We start from the raw sequence: 18,549 nt of genomic DNA, 5'->3' as shown, positions 1-18,549 counted from the left end.
GCCTATTTACCTCCTGTCTCTAAAATCTTTTCTTTCAGACTCGGATCAAATGTCCCATTTTTGAGCATCTCGATCTCATATTTGTACGGAGGATAAGAATTTTTGGTCCCTTCCTCTTTAATATACGGAGTCTCCAAAATCTTCGGCACCTGTGCGAAATCTTCATGGTGCACAATGTAATTCAGTGCATTGAAACCAATCTCCCCAAAGCCGATGTTTTCATGCCTGTCTTTCGCCGCACCCCGGGGGTTTTTACTGTCATTAATGTGAAACACCGCAATCTGATCTTTTCCTACGGCCTTATCAAAGGAATCCATGACTCCCTCAAAATCACTGACAATATCAAGCCCGCTGTCGCTTGTGTGGCAGGTATCAAAGCATACTCTTAATTTGTCATTATATTTGACCCCGTCGTAGATGCGCTTCAGTTCGTCAAAATTCCTTCCGACTTCACTTCCCTTTCCGGCCATGGTCTCCAGGGCTATAAAAACCGGCGTATCCTTTGTCAGAACCACATTCAGTCCCTCTATGATCCTGGCAATGCCGGCCTCCTCTCCCGCGCCCACATGCGCTCCCGGATGAAGCACGAGGGTACTGCCGCCCATAGCGCAGGTCCGTTCAATCTCCAGGGCTAAAAACTCCACTGCCAGTTCAAATGTCTCCGGCTTTACCGTATTTCCGAGATTAATGATGTACGGTGCATGAACTACAAATGTTTCAATTCCTGACTCCTCCATCAGAGCTTTTGCTTCCTCAATCCTAAGCTCGCTTATATCCTTTCTCCTTGTGTTCTGCGGCGCACCTGTGTACACCATAAATGTATTGGCTCCATAAGACAATGCTTCTTTGACTGACCCAAGAAACATCTCCTTTCCTTTCATTCCCACATGTGATCCTATTAACATCTATTTTCATTCCTTTTCTATTATATTTGTAAAGCATCTCTTATTATAAATGAAACCCTCCGAAATGTAAAAGGCTTCATGTTCAGAAAAAAATACAAATTTTTATTTGCATTTCCATAAAATCCATGATATTATAACTGTGTTGTGCAGTCGTGGCGGAATTGGCATACGCGCTAGACTAAGGATCTAGTCCGGGCTAACTGGGTGCGGGTTCAAGTCCCGCCGACTGCATTCTTTTTATGTAAAAAGCTGCTGTACCATTGATTTTTCATCATCGGTACAGCAGTTTTTTCTATATTTCCGTCTTAAATTTCACCGTTCCAGGCATGAACTAAAATATCCTTTAATACCAAACCCGCGTCTGTGTCATTATATCCATAGTCTCTTTTTAAACTTTCCAGCATCCGTTTCATTTCATCTTCATGACTCTTAAATCTCCTTCTCATTTAGTATAAGACGATAGGAAAACGAATGCCACCAAAGATACTGTTCAATTCTTCACTTTTTCTCTTTTTATTCTATAATAGAAATCCGGCTTCCCGCTTTCAGTTCCGGCATCCTGCTCTTTTCCACACAGATGCTCCCCGGGAGGCATTCTCTGTCTTCGTGAAAGAATACTGTCAAATGCCCGAGTTTCCCAAGATTCTCTGCCGCAATGCTGCCGACTTCTGTAATCCTATACTCGTTTCCGTCAATGACCAGTCTGCTGCCCGGCTTTATTTCTCCCATGACAGGATTCACTTCGACAAAATAACAAAAGTCTTTAAGGCTTACAAGAGCCGGCTCACCGAATGTTATGAAAAATCCTTTTTTAGCAAATGCCGCCACATCACTTCCTGCAGCTTTCACTGTTGTATGGTAGATCATAATTTATCACCCTTTCTTTAGAGAAGCTCCCGCTCAATGCGTTCTCTTGCTTCCGGCGCCTGTTTCTCCATCTTTTCCGGAAACCCGAACATGGATACACATGCGATATTGTCTCCTCCGGCTTTCGGTGCATTTTCTTTCAGCTGTTTATTGGCAAAATCCATCTCTCTCAATGTCTCAAAGATTCCTTCAAAATCCACGTCTCCCTCGCCCATAGCCAAATGCTGGTGGATCGTCACATCGGCCCTTCCACGGCTGTTTAACCATGGCGGGTTGGCGATATAGCGGCAGTCCAGAGTCTGATTGAACGTATCTGCAAACAGTACATGGGTCAGTTCTTCTCCCGCATATTTTAACATTGATCTCACGTCACCTTTTCCCTCGTCATAGAAGAATCCGTGCGGAGAAGAATATACATATCCAAGGTTCGGAGATCGAAAGGATTTTACCAGATCACAGGTCTCATTATTCAGCTCACAGAAATCATACGGATGAGACTGGATCTCTACTCGGAGCCCTTCCCGTTCGATGATCGGGAGCAGTTCTTCGATAGACCGAAACCACATGCCGCTGCAGATCTCCTGCTGATTGGGATCACCGGAGAGTTCGGTGTTGATCACGGGCACGCCCATGTCCACGGCGATCTCGATCATCCGTTTCCAGTTGGCTACTGCTATCTTCCTCTGTTCTTCGGTCGGCCCGGACCAGCGGTACACCACGATAAAAGAGGAGATCTCCACTCCGGTTTCCCGGAGTGCCTTTCTGTATTCCGCCTCACATTCTTTGGAAAACAGAGGATGTTTATAAAACGGATTGATCCTCGGATGTGGAGACTGTTCAATGTATTTGTATCCCCAGTCTGCCACCTGATGTACCATCCGGTTAATATCCATCTGCTTTGCCAGCACATCCACGTCAAATGCTATTTTCATAGAGCAGCTACTCTCCTTTCCGACAACTTATAAACCTGTTTTTTGAGCAATGTATTTTCTTGCCTTCACTGCATATTCCAGCGGATTGGCAACGGCAGGGTCCTGCTCTGCCTCCACTACGACATATCCTTCGTATCCGCTCTTTTCGATGATGTCAAAGATTGGTGTGAAATCCACGTCTCCGTCTCCGGGAACAGTGAAGGTTCCTTTCCTGACTCCTTTTAAGAAGCTCCAGCTTTCTTTTTTTGACTGAGCCACCACATCAGAACGAAGGTCCTTCAGGTGGATATGTCTGGTTCTGTCAATATACTTCTCAAGCACTTTCACCGGGTCCATCCCTGCAAAGGAGCAGTGTCCGCTGTCAAACAGCAGGTATACAAGCTCCGGATCAACTTCTGCCATAAACCGGTCGATCTCTTCTTCCGTCTGTACGACAGTTCCCATGTGATGATGGTAGGTCAGGATCATTCCCTTTTCTTTTGCAATTTTACCTAGTTTGTTCAGTCCCTGCACGAGAAGCTTCCACTCCTCATCGTTCATTACATATTTTCCTTCAAAGATCGGATGGTCCTTTCCCTGAATGCTGTAACTCTGTTCGGACACTCCGATGACTTTTGCTCCCATTGCTTTCAGGAAATCGGTCTGTTCGATAAATTCTTTTTCTGTTTCTTCATATGGTTTGGAGATCAGGAAACTGGAAAACCAGCAGTTACAGATCTCAATTCCTCTTAAGTCCAGGGCTTTTTTCAGTTTGGTGACATTCTTCGGATATTTCCCTCCGACCTCAGACCCCGTAAATCCTGCCAAAGCCATTTCACTGACACACTGTTCAAAAGTATTTTCTTTTCCCAGATCCGGCATATCGTCATTGGTCCATCCGATCGGCGCGATTCCCAGTTTTACTTTCTTTTTATCCAGCATTTCTATCATTACCTTTCTTTATTTTTAAAGCTTCCCTGACAGCTCCCTCACGGTCAGCTCCGCTATCATTTCCTTGTACGTCTTGTCCAGCTTATAGCACAGGGCGATCAGCATCATCACGACCCATACAGCAATCGGTACATAAAGATAAGTCACCTTAATGACTGCAATGGCAGCCGGTGCCTGTTCTGCCGCTGTCTGTGCCATTCCGTTGTATCCCACAAAGGATAATGCCGCTCCTAAAACTGCGTTGGTGATACCCGCTCCAAACTTCTGTCCGAAACTCATGGAAGAGAACATAAGTCCCTCAATCCGTTTTCCAGTCTTCCACTGTCCGTACTCGATCGCATCGCTCGGCAGCGAATACTGCACACCATAGAACGGTGACATTCCGATACCACGGATAATGGATGAAAAGATTGCCAGCGGCACGCTTGTGATATTAAACAGGAAAACAATCTGGCCTGCAATGCCGAGAAGGCATCCGGCTACGATCATATTTCTTTTCCCGTACTTCGGTATCAGCTTCGGCAGAAGAAGGATGACAAAGATCATCGGTACTTTCTCAGCCATGGATAACGGCATGACCAGGTTTACATCATTCAGCACATACTGACAGTAATAGGTGAGATCGATCCCAAGGATGATCTGATAGATCGTATAGAACAGCATAAGACCCAGGGAGATCAGGAAATACCGATTCTTTGCCATCAGCTTCAGCGCTGTGAATATCGGAAGTTTTTCCTCAGATTTTTCAGAAACCTTTACCCTTTCCTTACAGCAGCGGAATGTATTTAACAGAATGAGGACAGAGATGACCGAAAATACTGCTGTTACAATGATCCATGCCAGCTGGGTATTGTCGATCTTTACTGCCACCCAGTTGATGATCGGCAGTGTCAGTGCTGTGACCACCATACTTGCTGTGATGGATAAAGACATACGGATGTTGCTGATGGTTTCCCTCTCATGCTTATCACGGCTCATCAGGGAACCGAGTGTATGGAACGGCTGACTAATTCCGGTATACATTACGGTGTTAAGTAAGTTATATGTAATGAACACATAGGCTGCCTGCACTGTTTTTGTACCCTGCGGGACTGTCATCAGCAGTACCGCAGCAATGGCATAAGGAATGACCAGCCGCAAGATCCATACTCTGGACTTTCCGTACTTGGAATGAGTCCGGTCAATGATCGTTCCCATGATAACATCGGATACACCGTCAAATGCTCTGGACGCCAACATGATCATTCCTATGACTCCTGCTGAGAGTCCGATTACATTTGTATAGAAGTAAACCAGCAGAGTGTTCGCCAGAGTATATACAACCGTCAGCGCAGGATCGCCCACACAGTATGCCAGTTTTTCAGAAAGCTTTACCCTGGCAAACTCCCCTTCCAGCTCCTCAAAATTTTCTTCCACATTCATAGTCATCTTTATTGCTTGTTCACTCATAGACATCTTTGTCCCCCTTATGCTTTATGCAAAGTATTTTGCTACAAAATCCCTTGTCACTTCAGCAGATTTCTTTACGTTCTCGTCATGGGACATTTCATAATACTCCGGACGGAATTCTTCAATAGTACATACTCCGTCAAATCCGATCTTCTTTAAGGCCGCTGCTATCCCCGCATGGTCTACCACGCCTTCTCCGGGCCACAGGCGTTTGTCATCGCCGCAGGAACCAAGAGGCAGGTCTTCACAGTCATTTAAATGATAAGCAAAAATTTTCTTTCCGTCTGCCGCTTCCAAATCTTCTAATTCAGAACACATCTCATGGAAATGGAACGTATCCACTGTAATGCCCACGTTGTCGCGGTCTGTGGCTTTCACTACATCATAAGCAGTTCCGAACTGGTTAATGGAACAGTTCGGCGCACCACAGAATTCCAGTGAAATTTTAATGTCTTCTCCGACTTTGTCTGATAAGTAGCGGAGGCGTTCCACTGCTTCTTCTTTGATCTCTGAAATACTCTTGTCTTTGACATCAAATGAAGGAACCGTGATCAGCATCTTCATGCCGATGGCTTTGCAGACTTCGATGATAAAATCTGTTTCTTCATCAATTTCTTGCACTCCTTTTTCGTCTCTCTGGTTAAAAAAGATCAAGGTATTGTAAGCCCAAGGTTTTAAATGGTGATTTTTAAACCAGTCAGCCAGTTCTTCCAGCGTGTGTTCTTTCAGATAATCCTTTATGCAGTCAAATCTGATCTCTATGTAATCAAATCCGTATTTTTCACAGGCTTCCAGATCAGCCATCAGAGACTGTCCTTTACATTCCAGTGCTGTTGCTTCATTAAATCCAATTTTCATATCTATTTCCTCCTGATTTATGTAATGATCCTATGGCAGATTCTCCGATTTATTTATAGAATTCAGGTTTTTCTGCTGTCACGATCGGTTCAATCTGTCCTGTCTCCTGTGCTTTTACCAATGCGTCTGCTGTCACAGCCGCCAGGTATCCGTCCCATGCAGTAGGTCCGCTGATCACTCCCTGCCCGGCACAGTCTACCCAGTTCTGGACTTCTGTGTCATATGCATCTTCAAATCTTACAAAGCAGTCCGTGTCGATGGCTGTTGAAACTGCCGCATTCTTCCTGATGCTCGGGTAAGAAGGCTCAGCCATCTTGATCGCACCGTCTTCACATACCACTTCGCAGTTGATGTCATATCCGAACTTGCAGTTGACGAATACTTCTACGTCGATGCAGATTCCTCTCTTTGTGCGGAGCAGCATGATCTGAGGATCTTTCAATTCTGAGTGGGAATATTTTGTCACTTTCGGCATGATCACCTGTGCACTCTCATATTCGTCGTCGACTAACCAGTGAAGTGTGTCGATCTCGTGGATTGCTGTGTCATGGACTGCCATCGGCGTATTATAATTGGTTCCCACTTCTGGATTCCTGTGTGTGCAGTGAAGGATCAGCGGTTCACCATACTCTCCGGACTGGAGCGCCTCCTTTACCTGTACATATCCCTTATCATATCTTCTCATAAATCCAAGCTGGATCAGATGTTTTCCTGAAGCAGCTTCTGCATCCACAACCTTTTTGCAGTCCTCTGCCGTCGTTGCCAGCGGTTTTTCACAGAAAACACGTTTTCCCGCTTCAATAGCCTGAAGCAGAGAGTCTGTGTGGGCAAAACCCGGGGATACAATAAATACCGCGTCTACATCAGGATCATTAATCAGATCTTTTCCGTCTGTATATACCTTAGCTCCTCCGGCCAATGCCGCTGCTTCTTTTGCTCCTTCTTCAAAGACATCAGAAACTGCCACTACGTTTGCTCCCTGGATCTTGTTTGTGAGACGTTTGATATGATCTTTTCCCATTCCGCCGCATCCAATTACACCTACATTTAACATTACTCTACCTCCATATGTTCGTTGATTTGTTGTTTTTTATTGTGAACTTATGATAACATTGCGTGCGCGTGCACGCAATCAGCAACATACACAATAATTCCAATTATTTTTTAAATAATTTCACTTATACTATCCTTTTTGCACAAAAAAATACAATATCGCAGTCCGATATTGTATTTTTATTTATACATTCTGTATAAACAGAAAATTTAAAATGATTATATTATGATAATATTATTATTATATTTTTGTAACAATCAAAGATTGCATCTTGTTTTAATTACAATATCTGTGTGCCAAAACTCTCCCTGTCTCGTTGGATTGCCGCAGAGTGTATGGAATAGTTCCATGACAGACTCATACCCCTGAACATAGGAATTTTGTCTCAGGATGAAATTAATGATTCCTTTTTTGAGATTTTCACGGTTTTCTCCCTCATAGTCATGGGCGATCACTTTGATCTTCTTTTCCAGCCTGTATTTTTTTAATGTATCGCAGACCCCGCTCTCCCCCTGCGCCGTGATATAGATGCCTGCCAGATCCGGAGTCTCTTCCAGCTGTTCTTTCAGGAGCTTCCCGGCAACCCAGTCGTCATCATATGCATATCTTGGCTCCAGGACCTTTATCCTTGAATAATGGTGCTCCAGTTCATCCAAAAATCCTCTTGTACGCTCCATAGTGGCTACATTTTCCTGAGAGCCGGACAAGATCATAACCTTCCCGTCTCCGGGGATAATCTCCCCCATGAGTCCTCCGGCCACTCTGCCGCTGGCATAGGAGTCCTGCCCGATGAAGCAGAGCCTCTTTGTATCCTCCAGGTCAGAGTTGATCGTAATGATTGAAATCCTGTCCTTTTCCACAAACTCATTGATCGTCTTTTTGAGCAGTTCATCGTCGGTGGGAACCAAAGCGATCCCCTTCACCCCGGCTTCCCTGAAATCTTTCATTGTCTTGAGCAGCTTCTTTACGTCCCCGCCGTGAATGCACTCCACAAATACATGTCCTCCGAAGCGTTCGACTTCTTCCTTCGCGAATTCCGTGCCTTCCAGCACTGCCTTCATAAACGGAGTCTCTGCGTACTGAATGATAACTCCAATCTGAAGTGCGTGATTGGCGGTGGAAAGTGCCTTTGCCGCCATATTGGGCTGATATCCAAGTTCCTTTGCGATCCCTTTGATCCTTTCTGCCACTTCCGGCCGGATTCTTCCCCGGTTATTTAATGCCCGGTCCACCGTACCCCTGGATACCCCGGCCAGGTCTGCAATCTGCTGAATCGTAACTGCCATACTCTTTCTCCTCTCGCGTTCTCGTGCACGCATTGTTGATATCATTATATCATACTCTGCTGAATATTTAATAATCTCCAGCTTTCTCCCGCCATCGTTTGTCTTTAACGGCTGCTATGACACTATTTTAAATTCCTCTTCTCTTACCTCAAAACAAAAATATTATTAAAAAGGAGAAATGCTCCGGTAAAATAAGCCGGTGCGCTTCTCCTTTTAACAAAATATAATTTGGAATACCTTTACTTGCAGTTAAAGATCTCAATATGACGTTTTACGTTGTCATAGACACCTTTTACCATAGCTTCATTCATGTCAAAATAATTATGTTTTCCTTCAGACCCTATGTATTTTTCTACTTCTTTTGTCAGGCTGTTAAAACTTGCCGTTGCAATGTTGACTTTGCAGATTCCAAGAGAGATAGCTTTTCTGAAGCCGTCATCTGTAATTCCGCTTCCGCCGTGAAGTACCAGAGGTTTCTTGGTAATATTGCGGATTTCTTCTAAAACACCAAATTCCAGCGTCGGCGCCACCGGATAATCACCGTGTGCATTTCCTATGGCCACTGCCAGAGCATCTACACCGGTCTGTTCACAGAATATTTTTGCATCCTGCGGATTGGTACACTGAATCCCGTGATCACTCTTTCCATCTTCGCTTCCGCCTACAAGCCCTAATTCGGCCTCCACAGTTGCTCCATATTGAGCTGCCAGTTCCACTACTTCTTTTGTCTTTCTTATATTTTCTTCAAACGGATCTCGGGAAGCATCCAGCATGACAGAAGTAAATCCTAATTCCAGTGCTTTTTTTACAGTCTCCAGTGTAAGACCGTGATCTAAATGAACCGCCACATCCACCTTTGCTTCCTTTGCGGCCCGGACCATCATCGGGCCCATTAAGTGCAGGGGAGAATGTTCCAAACGCACTTCTGCGATTTGGAGGATGATCGATGTATTCATCTCTTCTGCAGCTTTGACGGCCCCTTTGACCATCTCCATATTTCCAACACTGAACGCGCCGCATCCTCTGTTTTCTTCTTTTGCCTGCTCCAGTAATTGTTTCATTTTCACTAATGCCATAATTGATACTTCCTTTCTCTTAATATCATTTCAACTGTAATTTTATCTGTGGTTCCAGCCTCTGTTTCCCGTTTTCCTGTTTTTCATTCTTAATTTCTTTTTCCAGCCTGGTTAAAAACAGAAATGCCGCTGCTGAAAATACAAAGCCGATTAAAAATGTCGTATTCACCGGATACTGCCCTGCCGCAATTAAGTTTGTAATGCATGGAGACAGTGCCGTCACGACGACAATCCCAAACATAACGATTCCATAATTCTGTCCGGAATGTCTCAGCCCGAAGATAGAGCTTGCCAGGGAAGGAAAACTTCCCATTATCCCTCCGAAGCATCCATAGATCAGGATCACTGCCAGAGTTGTCAATATCTTCTGTCCCGTTATGAGAAACACCATAGCTGCCATAGAGAGCAGGAGCACACCTTTGATGCACTGTATCCTGCCGATTTTATCTGAAAGAGACGGGAGCACCAGCCTCATCCCTGCATTCAATATGGAACCTGCCATGACCGAACCCACTGCGAGGGCTGCGCTGATGCCTCTGTCCGTCTGCAGTGTCTGCGATAACGGCGATGTGAGATAATATGCCATAAGTCCGCACATCATCGTGCATAGCAGGTAATAAAATTTTCTGGTCTTTACCATCTCTGCTGAGGTGTACTGACGTGTTTCCCCGTAAGATACCGGCATCTTCTCTTTTGCTGTTTCCTCTGGTTTCCTGATGAACAATGTTCCCAGAATCCATGAGACTCCAATCAGTAATCCCACGGCCAAAAATGCCAGCTGAGGGCCTCCGGCCTCCAATAGTGTTTTGCTCACCGGTGCCATCAAAAGGCCGCAGATTCCGTTTGCCGTGATCACAACGCCGGATGCAAACCCTGTTCTTCCCGGAAACCACTTTTGAGCCGTTGAAAGGATCGGTGCGTAGATCATTCCTGACCCGATGCCCTGCATGACTCCGAACGTCAGGTACATCCAAACGGGTGACGGCAGGAGCATGTATCTGGACAACAGCACTCCTGAAGTTAAGACTGTTCCCCCGATAAACACAGCGGGAGTCGGCCCCTTTTTATCCTGAAGCCTGCCCCCTAAAATATTTCCCAGTACAAAAAACATGGTCGGCAGATAAAAGCATATGGAGGCCTGCCCCGTGCTCCATCCTGCCGATTTCATCACATATGGCTGGTAGATAGACCAGACATGAGGATATCCGGTAAATAATATGGCAAAGGCTCCAAAAGCCATCATTGTATTGCGTTTTTTTCTGTTCATAGCACACTTCCCAATTTTTATGGTTATATTTTGATTATTTTTTGAGTTTATATTAGCACTTCAATAAAAAATTGTCAATAAAAATATCAAAACTCACCAAATAATAACAAGAGACAAAGTTGTCAAGCGCGTATGTTGTAGTGTTTGCCCGGCATTCGACCGGACCATGTATAGTAAATCGCATCAAATACAAATGGGCGGTTCCTTTATAATCACGATTATGGGAAAGACAGTACTCTACGATTTCCTTGCGTTCTTCAATAGTTATTTTTCTTCTTGCTTCTGCCATATAGACCTCCCTGTTAGGGCAATAACCCCTGAGTTCTCTATTGGCATTATACAACTTTATCCAAAATTCTAAAACTGCTGGCGCTAAATTATACTCATATGTAATATCAGATGGACTTCTTTTTCCTTCTATTACTTTTTTGACACACATAAGTTTAAAGTCCTTTTTATAACTTTTATTTCCTTTGTGCGGAAGAAAAGCTGCTATACCATGAATCTTATATACTCCAACCCATTTTTCAATAGTCCTTCGACCTATTTGATACTTTTGAGCAAGAACAGTATAAGACGCCCTACCTTCTAAAATATTCTTTAGAAACCATTGCTCTAAACTCTGGCGAATGTGGTGATCTAGACATAAAAAATCCCCCTTAAGTAGATTTTGGTTATTTACCTTGTCTACTTAAGAGGAATCATATCAAAGACTGTGTATCTCCCGTTTTGTTCACACGATTGATTACTTAACTTTGATTTCAAACCTTAAGATTGCTTTCATCATCTCTGTATGAATTTGGCTTTTTGATTCTTCCTTATTTAGCCGCAGGTCCGATATGAAATTGCATCCTATTTCAATCTTCATATTTTCAAAAATATCTCTGTCCATAAAATTCCTTGCAGTCTTTATCTGCTCCTACGTGATTTTCTTACTGTGAATACGCCAGCCAGCAAACTAAGAGATACGAACATTAGTGCAAGCCATGTTGTCATATTCGTGCTGTCGCCGGTCTTAGGGTTGTTAGCCGTTGTCTGCTTATCTTTGCTTGCTGGTTTCTTATCCGTATCCGTTGCAGACGGTTTCTTGTTGTCGTCTGTCGTTGGCTTCTGTGCGTCTTTTGCCTTGACAGTAACGGTAATCGTTTTTGTTGTGGAAGCACCTTTGCTGTCTGTAACCTTGTAAGTTACCGTATATATTCCTGCTTTTGATGTATCTACATCACTGCTTAATACTTCAACATCTTTTGTAATGTCTCCGTCTTCTTTATCGGAAGCAGTAACGTCTTTTAGTGGGTCGAATTTGTCGCCTACGGTTAAGGTCTTATCCTCTGCCTTGATTGTAGGAATTGCATTGATTGGTGTAATTGGTGTTGAATTTGACTTAAATCCCCATATACCAGTGAATTTGATATTTCTGCTGTTATCTGCATTTTCAGCATTAGCAACTTTGCTATCGGCGTCATATCCTTTAAACGTCCATACACCGTCTGATACCTTGATTTCTGTTTCATCTGGCTGGATTGCAGTAACCGTTGAACCCTCAGCATATTTTGTTGCGTCACTAGGGAGCAGGTCAGTAATATCATCAATCAGAGCTTTATTTTTTGTTTCACTCTTAAAGGCATAGATTACACGATAACTATCTTTCTTTGCTACTTGCCACATATAATAGCCATTTTCATCAGCTGGATCAACAACTCTTTTTAAATAATATCCATCCAAAATAGCTTCTTCATTTCCAAGTAAAAAACTAGCTTCTATTGGCTTATTTTCACCTATTTTTAATCCAGTAATATAATTATCGCCAAGTTTAGGTTTTGATTTATTTTTCCAATTATCAATATCCACAGTAATTACTGTTGTTTCGCCACTTATTGTACCATCAATATTTAAAGCAATATTACCCCCAGTATCTGTACCATCATAATTATCAATTACAACCGGCAAACGTAATTCACTATTTACTCCTACATAATCTGAAGCAAAATTTGATGGATTCATTAGAGCCATAATACCCTTTGATGTCACATTTCCCTTCAAAGAAGTTGTACCATGAGAAATTAGAATTCCATTTTCTCCAATTTGGGTCGTTCCTTTTACCCATAAATCAAGATAATTCTCTGCTTTTACATAAAGCTGTTCAAATGTACCTTCAATCAATAAATTCCCATATGAATATGCTTGATTTCCATCTGTAGTAAGCTTACATTTTTCATTAACTGTAATGTCTTTTACATTATAAAAAGGCTTTTGTGTTACTGATAATAAATCAGAAAAATTCTTTGACGTAACAATGACGTTCGCATTATTCTTCAGATTAACTTGCTGAAAATAATACAAATATCCTGTTTTTTGTGGATTCGTTTCACTGCCACTGCCATCATATTCGCAAATACTTTTACCAGTATCCGTTTCTACTGTATAGTGATTTTTGTTACCCTGTACTTGAGCAATGTCACTATTTTTAATTTTTATTATGCCTGTTCCGTTAATCGTACAGTTTCCTGCTTCCTCATTATCTAATACCACGAAGTTCATATTTCCGTTCTGAATATCTATTAGCGTATCGCCATTGATAAACGTAGGAACAGAATAATTACTTCCTGCATTGATACCTTCCGATGGAACTTCTGCTGAATATGTGATTTTTAGTGCATATTGTTCATTGTTTTCATTTAAAATCTCAACGCGACCATATTCACTGTCTAGAGAACCAGTTGGATTTATATCTCCACCACCGAAAATTCTATCACGGTCTAAGTCAGCGCCATCAACATGAATTTCTACTGTTCCTCGAATTGTATCACGAAATCCGCACCCATAATAACTTCGCCCAGTATGCCCTCTATCACTCCATGCACCATCTAATATTTGAAATTTTACATTCCCTACAGTTGAATGCCAAGAACCACCATAAGCATAAGTGGCCGTTCCAAATTCAGCCGTGTGAGCTGGAGCGTCTTCATATCCAACACTAATATTAACAGTTCCTGTTACAGTTGCAGGAATCCGGGAATTCACATCACTATATTCATTGCAACCACCACCAAACATACGCCCATTAGTGCCTTGCCTAAATTGAATATTTGTATTTCCATAAACTTTGCCAGATTCTGTGTTTTTTGCATGTCCTCCACCGTAAAGAATTTGTACTTTTACATTCGTTCCATCAATAAGAATTGATGTATCGCCTGTAACATCACTATCAAATCCACCTCCGTATAGATGGTTAATACGAATATTACCTCGTAAAATGATATTTGTATTGCCTACATTATTTTCTTTCTTTCCACCAGCATATAGTTTATCAATTACACATTCTGAATCTTTGCTAAAATTTTCAGTTGTTTCAAATAAATGTCCATTTGCATAAAAAGTATTAGTTTTGGTTCCTTTCAAAGAAACATTGTCAAGGGTAATATCTCCTTCAAGTTTATACTCTATATAAAGACCATACACATTCTCTCCTGCGCTTTTTACTGTGATATGTTTCCCTTTAACACCTGCAAATTTATTGTTTTTCGTTATATCATCTGCAGATAATATAATTGTAGCTTCGTTAGAGGAACTGGCTTCAATCTCAGACAACGCTTGCGTCCATTCGTCTGGTGTTGAAACCGTGTAAGTTTCTCCCTCTATGCTTAATTCTGAGAGTTGATTTTCTTCTTTTTCAGTTTCTTTTGTCTCTGCGGACACTTTCTCATCAACACTTTCCACAAAAGAAGTTACTTCAACGGGTATCTTTTCTTCTTGTGTTTTACCATCCGTTATGTAAGTTACAAGAAATTCATACGAACCATTTTCTGTAACATTGTAACTGATAGCAGATAATTCATCTGTCTGCTCTGTACCGTCAGGCAAAATCACTTTTTCTACCTGTACCGTTTTCATTTCTCCGAACGTCAAAGAAATTGTAGCAGTCAGATTATCTTCGCTGACTTCTTGCTTGATTTCATATTGAAGCGGAGATGTTATTGTTTCCTCGGCAAAGACTGTTTGTGCCACTACTCCTAGAACTAACAGTACTGCCAGAAACAAAGAAGTTATTTTCTTTCCAAGGTTCATTTTTTTGCTCCTTTCTTTCTTCGTTTTTCGAACCCATTTTTGAGAGAATGAGAGCATTGGTAAAAAAAGAAGACTTTTTTTACCAACAATGATAGAATGAAATCGAGTGAATATGTAGTGGTAAAAGGGGTATATTTTACGATAAAAAGTGCTTTTTCTTCATAAAAGCCACTAAAAATAAGTGAGAAAAAAAGTCTACTTTTTCTTGTGCTTTAAAAGGTGTTTTCTTCCATTTTTTCTGTATAACGTTTTATCCAACTGGAAAAGGTGTTATGGTTGGTGTGAAGAAGTCTCGCTCCCTCTCGCTTGCTGATTTTCTTTGCTTTCCACATGAAATAAACCTTTTCAAATTCATCTGGTATTTCAGTGCGTGGTCTACCGAATCGGACACCATTTTCTCTGGCTATCCTTATTCCCTCGGCTTGTCGTTGTCGGGTATTTTCTCTTTCTATCTGTGCTACATAGGAAAGTATCTGCAATACCAAATCTGCAATAAATTTTCCAGTAATACCGTTTATCTGATTATTTGTGTTCAGCAACGGAAAATCTAAGACTGTAATGTCCGCATTTTTTGTTTTTGTAAGATAACGCCACTGCTCCATAATTTCCTCATAATTGCGCCCCAAACGGTCGATTGATTTAATAAATAGTTCATCGTCTGCTTTTATCTTTTTCAATAACCTTTGATAGTTTTTCCGTTCAAAATTCTTTCCTGACTGCTTATCAATGTACATCTGTTTTTGCGTCAAACCAACCTTCCGCATTGCTTCCACCTGTCTTGCGATATTCTGGTCTTTGCTGGATACTCGAATGTATGCGTATTTTGCCATGTTAAATTCCTCCTTTGTTTGTTATCCACAAAGGAAATTATAATCAAGGCAATAGGACAAAAGATGAATGGATAGATTTATAACAGCGTGCATTTCTTTACAGGTTTGCACGCTGTTATAAATCTATCCTACAATCTTCCAGTTACTATCCTTATGTAGCACAAGCTCAAACTGTGATACCTGCGTTGCCTTTGTCTGATTACCCATATATTTCACAGCTTCTTTGACTTCCACATGGCTGTAAATATTCTGCCATTCTATCTCTTTATTTCTCTTAATTATCTCAAGGCAGTAAAGAAAAAGTCCTGTAAAGAAACCCAGAAACAGGACATAGACTTGAAAAACGGAGTTATTCATGTAAACCACCAGCTACTTTACAGCAAGCTTTTCCAATCTGACGAAGAAGTATAACAAATGCCATGAGGACAGCCTGCCAAAGATAACGTCCCATATCCTGCGTCATACTTTCTGTACAAGACTAGCGAATAAGAACATGAACCCTAAGAGTTTACAGTACATCATGGGACATTCAAATATTAGTATCACGTTAAACTTGTATGCTCATGCGTCAGTGGAGAGCGTCAAGGCAGAATTAAAAAACATGATAGCCTAAGCTGTACCACGATATTTACCACGTTTGACCGTGAAGAAGCCGATAAAATAAGGACTTGCGGACAAATAAGATGATATGAAAGGATAATCAAAAATCTATATTTAATTAAATATAAAACACATGAACGTATAAGCCATTTCAAAACTCGGCTGTTATGCCGCCTTTAAAGATAAATTGATAACCGGATACTGCTGGTCATGAGACAAATAAGTTTCTCTGCGGGAAAAGATTTTCAAACCGCCAAATAAATTCCAATAATCCACCATAGCTCCCTCCTGCTCTAATTCTAACTCAAAGGACCTCCGAAACATACTAAGATCCAATGTTTTCCCGAATCGTCGCAGCCTTGTAAACAGGCCTACTTTCGCTGGTGTGTCTGGCAATTCTTTTTTCATCAGGGATTTATCTACGTAATACATATTTTGTTCTATGATTTCTTTCAGGTCTTCATACCCAACTGGAATGACGGCTTTTTTCTTCATCCGGCTTACCTCCTTTCCTTTAGTATATGGTAAGTGGCTTTAAATTACAGTGAGAAAGCCAGCAGGCAAATACCCACTGGCAAAAATATATTGATCCCTATATATCTTATTTAGCTTTCACAGCCTTAACCGCTTCCGTAAGCTTCGGCACGATAGTATTTAAATCTCCTACGATTCCAAGATCCGCAATGTCAAAGATCGGAGCATCTTCATCTCGGTTGATAGCTACGATAAATTCAGAGTTTTCCATGCCTGCTGCGTGCTGGATGGCTCCTGATATACCGCAGGCCAGATATAATTCCGGACGAACAGTCTTTCCTGTCTGCCCTACCTGGCGGTCAGCACTGATCCATCCAGAATCCACACAGGCTCTGGAAGAGGATACTTCGCCTTCCATAACATCGGCAAGTTCTTCTAACATCTTGAACTTATCTGCGCTTCCGATTCCGCGTCCTCCGGAAACAAGAATCTTCGCCTCTGTGATGTCTACAGATTTATGAGCTGTCTTTACAGTCTCGCGTACTTTTACATTCATGTCTGCAGCAGAGAATTCCACCTTGAATTCTTCAACCTCACCACTTCTGGATGCATCGCTTTCCAACGCTTTCATAACACCCGGACGGACCGTTGCCATCTGAGGACGGAAGTCTTCACACACGATCGTTGCCATGATATTTCCGCCAAATGCCGGACGGGTCATCATAAGAAGCTTTGTCTCCTCATCAATCTCGAGTGCAGTACAGTCTGCTGTCAGTCCTGTGTGAATTCTTGCGGATACTCTCGGCGCAAGGTCTCGTCCGATGGAAGATGCCCCATAAAGCACGATCTCGGGATCTTTTGCATTGATCACGGCTGTCAGTGCCTTCGTATACGGCTCTGTGACATACTCTTTCAGCATAACATCATCTACAACAACGACTTTATCTGCTCCGCAGGCAATCAGTTCCTGCGCTTTATCTTTCACGCCTGACCCAAGCAGAACTGCAGCAACCTGCTGTCCAAGGTCGTCTGCCAGTTCTCTTGCTTTGCCAACTAATTCGATTCCGACTTTCTGAAGTTCGCCGTCTCTCTGTTCAGCGAATACGTATACGTCTCTGCTCATTTTTAATTCTCCTCCTTGCTTAAATGATGTGCTTTTCCTGAAGTTTACCAACAATAGATGCCACTGCTTCGTCTGCTGATAAATCTTTTAAAATGGTTCCCGCACCTTTGGCCTGTTTTGTAAAAGATTTCTTTACTCTTGTAGGAGATCCCTTTAATCCAATGTTTGCCTGGTCTATGGTATCTTCTAAGTCTGCAAGCCCCCAGACTTTTACTTCTTTTTCTCTGTAGGCATCAAATGCACCGTGTACCGTCATATATCTGGGATCAGCCAGTTCAGCCAAAGCTGTGATCAGACAAGGAGTCTTTACTTCAATGATCTGATGACGGTCTTCAAACTGTCTCTGAACGATCAGAGTGTCCTCCCCTTCCACATTTAAATCTTCCACATAGCTGACCTGAGGAATACCAAGATGTTCTGCGATCTGAGGACCTACCTGTGCGGTATCTCCGTCGATTGCCTGACGTCCTGTGATAATCACATCAAAATCTAATTTTTTGATAGCCGCTGCGATCGTAGAAGAGGTTGCCCATGTATCTGCTCCTCCGAAAGCTCTGTCAGAAACAAGAACTGCATCATCACATCCCATAGCAAGTGCTTCTCTTAATGCCACATCTGCCTGAGGCGGTCCCATGGAAACAACGGTCACAGTGCTTCCCGGGCATTTTTCTTTTAACTGCAGGGCAGCTTCGATCCCCGCTTTATCATCCGGATTGATGATACTAGGTACACCGTCTCTGATCAGGGTATTTGTCTTTGGATCTAATTTTACTTCAGTTGTATCTGGTACTTGTTTTGCACAAACAACGATTTTCATCTCTTTATTCTCC

Annotated in this window: 18 protein-coding genes, 1 tRNA gene and 2 pseudogenes; 2 read left to right on the top strand and 19 right to left on the bottom strand. The window is 42.2% G+C overall.

Annotated features, from left to right (window positions below; translation table 11 throughout):
• Positions 1-2: 2 nt before the first annotated feature.
• Positions 3-905 (bottom strand): deoxyribonuclease IV, encoded by a 903-nt coding sequence (locus tag P8F77_RS05560; protein ID WP_287518588.1) that lies wholly within the window; start codon positions 903-905, stop codon positions 3-5.
• A gap of 146 nt (positions 906-1,051) precedes the next feature.
• Between P8F77_RS05560 and P8F77_RS05555 the strand changes: the two genes are divergently transcribed.
• A tRNA-Leu gene (locus tag P8F77_RS05555) sits at positions 1,052-1,136 on the top strand.
• A 74-nt stretch (positions 1,137-1,210) separates the two neighbouring features.
• On the opposite strand, the gene P8F77_RS05550 is transcribed toward P8F77_RS05555, so the two are convergent.
• From P8F77_RS05550 to P8F77_RS05480, 15 genes and pseudogenes are all read right to left on the bottom strand, one after another.
• Positions 1,211-1,351: a hypothetical protein gene (locus P8F77_RS05550; protein WP_347256407.1), complete on the bottom strand. Its 141-nt coding sequence runs from the start codon at positions 1,349-1,351 to the stop codon at positions 1,211-1,213.
• A 67-nt stretch (positions 1,352-1,418) separates the two neighbouring features.
• The gene (locus P8F77_RS05545) at positions 1,419-1,775 is read right to left on the bottom strand and encodes a PTS glucitol/sorbitol transporter subunit IIA (RefSeq protein ID WP_081723868.1); all 357 of its coding nucleotides are present in this window, start codon (positions 1,773-1,775) and stop codon (positions 1,419-1,421) included.
• 14 nt (positions 1,776-1,789) lie between these two features.
• Complete coding sequence (locus P8F77_RS05540; protein WP_024728202.1) at positions 1,790-2,704, bottom strand: sugar phosphate isomerase/epimerase; 915 nt, start codon at positions 2,702-2,704, stop codon at positions 1,790-1,792.
• Between the two features lie 27 nt (positions 2,705-2,731).
• Positions 2,732-3,625: a myo-inosose-2 dehydratase gene (gene iolE / locus P8F77_RS05535; RefSeq protein WP_024728203.1), complete on the bottom strand. Its 894-nt coding sequence runs from the start codon at positions 3,623-3,625 to the stop codon at positions 2,732-2,734.
• Between the two features lie 24 nt (positions 3,626-3,649).
• Positions 3,650-5,083 carry a glycoside-pentoside-hexuronide (GPH):cation symporter gene (locus P8F77_RS05530; protein WP_148458878.1) on the bottom strand — a complete coding sequence of 478 codons (1,434 nt, stop codon included), beginning with the start codon at positions 5,081-5,083 and terminating at the stop codon, positions 3,650-3,652.
• A 24-nt stretch (positions 5,084-5,107) separates the two neighbouring features.
• Entirely contained in the window at positions 5,108-5,941 is an 834-nt protein-coding gene (locus tag P8F77_RS05525) for a sugar phosphate isomerase/epimerase (RefSeq protein WP_024728205.1), read from the bottom strand.
• Between the two features lie 49 nt (positions 5,942-5,990).
• A complete protein-coding gene (locus P8F77_RS05520) occupies positions 5,991-6,995 on the bottom strand; it encodes a Gfo/Idh/MocA family oxidoreductase (protein ID WP_024728206.1) in 1,005 nt (334 codons plus the stop codon).
• Positions 6,996-7,252: 257 nt separating this feature from the next.
• Complete coding sequence (locus tag P8F77_RS05515; protein ID WP_024728207.1) at positions 7,253-8,281, bottom strand: LacI family DNA-binding transcriptional regulator; 1,029 nt, start codon at positions 8,279-8,281, stop codon at positions 7,253-7,255.
• A 239-nt stretch (positions 8,282-8,520) separates the two neighbouring features.
• Positions 8,521-9,357 carry a class II fructose-bisphosphate aldolase gene (locus P8F77_RS05510; protein ID WP_024728208.1) on the bottom strand — a complete coding sequence of 279 codons (837 nt, stop codon included), beginning with the start codon at positions 9,355-9,357 and terminating at the stop codon, positions 8,521-8,523.
• 25 nt (positions 9,358-9,382) lie between these two features.
• The gene (locus tag P8F77_RS05505; RefSeq protein WP_024728209.1) at positions 9,383-10,624 is read right to left on the bottom strand and encodes an MFS transporter; all 1,242 of its coding nucleotides are present in this window, start codon (positions 10,622-10,624) and stop codon (positions 9,383-9,385) included.
• A gap of 52 nt (positions 10,625-10,676) precedes the next feature.
• Positions 10,677-10,913 (bottom strand): hypothetical protein, encoded by a 237-nt coding sequence (locus P8F77_RS05500; RefSeq protein ID WP_287518579.1) that lies wholly within the window; start codon positions 10,911-10,913, stop codon positions 10,677-10,679.
• A gap of 456 nt (positions 10,914-11,369) precedes the next feature.
• The gene (locus P8F77_RS05495; RefSeq protein ID WP_347256406.1) at positions 11,370-11,516 is read right to left on the bottom strand and encodes a hypothetical protein; all 147 of its coding nucleotides are present in this window, start codon (positions 11,514-11,516) and stop codon (positions 11,370-11,372) included.
• A gap of 17 nt (positions 11,517-11,533) precedes the next feature.
• Positions 11,534-14,692, bottom strand: a complete 3,159-nt coding sequence (locus P8F77_RS05490) for an SHIRT domain-containing protein (protein WP_347256405.1) — start codon at positions 14,690-14,692, stop codon at positions 11,534-11,536.
• A 212-nt stretch (positions 14,693-14,904) separates the two neighbouring features.
• Positions 14,905-15,522 carry a recombinase family protein gene (locus P8F77_RS05485; RefSeq protein WP_287517710.1) on the bottom strand — a complete coding sequence of 206 codons (618 nt, stop codon included), beginning with the start codon at positions 15,520-15,522 and terminating at the stop codon, positions 14,905-14,907.
• Positions 15,523-15,645: 123 nt separating this feature from the next.
• Positions 15,646-15,756 (bottom strand): annotated as a pseudogene (locus P8F77_RS05480) (conjugal transfer protein); the annotation flags it as partial.
• Between the two features lie 160 nt (positions 15,757-15,916).
• Here P8F77_RS05480 and P8F77_RS05475 point away from each other — a divergent pair.
• Positions 15,917-16,135, top strand: a pseudogene (locus P8F77_RS05475) (tyrosine-type recombinase/integrase); the annotation flags it as partial.
• 152 nt (positions 16,136-16,287) lie between these two features.
• Here the strand turns inward: P8F77_RS05475 and P8F77_RS05470 are convergent.
• The 3 genes from P8F77_RS05470 to P8F77_RS05460 all read right to left on the bottom strand — a co-directional run bounded on the left by P8F77_RS05470 (position 16,288) and on the right by P8F77_RS05460 (position 18,536).
• Complete coding sequence (locus tag P8F77_RS05470; RefSeq protein ID WP_287517707.1) at positions 16,288-16,617, bottom strand: AAA family ATPase; 330 nt, start codon at positions 16,615-16,617, stop codon at positions 16,288-16,290.
• Positions 16,618-16,723: 106 nt separating this feature from the next.
• Positions 16,724-17,719, bottom strand: coding sequence for an electron transfer flavoprotein subunit alpha/FixB family protein (locus P8F77_RS05465; RefSeq protein WP_270431202.1), 996 nt, complete (start codon positions 17,717-17,719; stop codon positions 16,724-16,726).
• Between the two features lie 19 nt (positions 17,720-17,738).
• Positions 17,739-18,536, bottom strand: coding sequence for an electron transfer flavoprotein subunit beta/FixA family protein (locus P8F77_RS05460; protein WP_024728213.1), 798 nt, complete (start codon positions 18,534-18,536; stop codon positions 17,739-17,741).
• Positions 18,537-18,549: the final 13 nt, after the last annotated feature.

Source organism: Anaerostipes sp. PC18, from assembly GCF_039789045.1.
GTDB classification, from domain to species: Bacteria; Bacillota; Clostridia; order Lachnospirales; family Lachnospiraceae; genus Anaerostipes; species Anaerostipes hominis.
Note: the sequence above shows the minus strand (reverse complement) of the source record. Positions and strands in the feature narration are given on the sequence as shown.

Excerpts from the sequence above, each read along its gene's own strand:
- P8F77_RS05560 (WP_287518588.1), bottom strand. The coding sequence starts at position 905 with ATGTTAATAGGATCACATGTGGGAATGAAAGGAAAGGAGATGTTTCTT.
- P8F77_RS05550 (WP_347256407.1), bottom strand. The coding sequence starts at position 1,351 with ATGAGAAGGAGATTTAAGAGTCATGAAGATGAAATGAAACGGATGCTG.
- P8F77_RS05540 (WP_024728202.1), bottom strand. The coding sequence starts at position 2,704 with ATGAAAATAGCATTTGACGTGGATGTGCTGGCAAAGCAGATGGATATT.
- iolE (WP_024728203.1), bottom strand. The coding sequence starts at position 3,625 with ATGCTGGATAAAAAGAAAGTAAAACTGGGAATCGCGCCGATCGGATGG.
- P8F77_RS05530 (WP_148458878.1), bottom strand. The coding sequence starts at position 5,083 with ATGAGTGAACAAGCAATAAAGATGACTATGAATGTGGAAGAAAATTTT.
- P8F77_RS05525 (WP_024728205.1), bottom strand. The coding sequence starts at position 5,941 with ATGAAAATTGGATTTAATGAAGCAACAGCACTGGAATGTAAAGGACAG.
- P8F77_RS05520 (WP_024728206.1), bottom strand. The coding sequence starts at position 6,995 with ATGTTAAATGTAGGTGTAATTGGATGCGGCGGAATGGGAAAAGATCAT.
- P8F77_RS05515 (WP_024728207.1), bottom strand. The coding sequence starts at position 8,281 with ATGGCAGTTACGATTCAGCAGATTGCAGACCTGGCCGGGGTATCCAGG.
- P8F77_RS05510 (WP_024728208.1), bottom strand. The coding sequence starts at position 9,357 with ATGGCATTAGTGAAAATGAAACAATTACTGGAGCAGGCAAAAGAAGAA.
- P8F77_RS05505 (WP_024728209.1), bottom strand. The coding sequence starts at position 10,624 with ATGAACAGAAAAAAACGCAATACAATGATGGCTTTTGGAGCCTTTGCC.
- P8F77_RS05500 (WP_287518579.1), bottom strand. The coding sequence starts at position 10,913 with ATGGCAGAAGCAAGAAGAAAAATAACTATTGAAGAACGCAAGGAAATC.
- P8F77_RS05495 (WP_347256406.1), bottom strand. The coding sequence starts at position 11,516 with ATGGACAGAGATATTTTTGAAAATATGAAGATTGAAATAGGATGCAAT.
- P8F77_RS05490 (WP_347256405.1), bottom strand. The coding sequence starts at position 14,692 with ATGAACCTTGGAAAGAAAATAACTTCTTTGTTTCTGGCAGTACTGTTA.
- P8F77_RS05485 (WP_287517710.1), bottom strand. The coding sequence starts at position 15,522 with ATGGCAAAATACGCATACATTCGAGTATCCAGCAAAGACCAGAATATC.
- P8F77_RS05470 (WP_287517707.1), bottom strand. The coding sequence starts at position 16,617 with ATGAAGAAAAAAGCCGTCATTCCAGTTGGGTATGAAGACCTGAAAGAA.
- P8F77_RS05465 (WP_270431202.1), bottom strand. The coding sequence starts at position 17,719 with ATGAGCAGAGACGTATACGTATTCGCTGAACAGAGAGACGGCGAACTT.
- P8F77_RS05460 (WP_024728213.1), bottom strand. The coding sequence starts at position 18,536 with ATGAAAATCGTTGTTTGTGCAAAACAAGTACCAGATACAACTGAAGTA.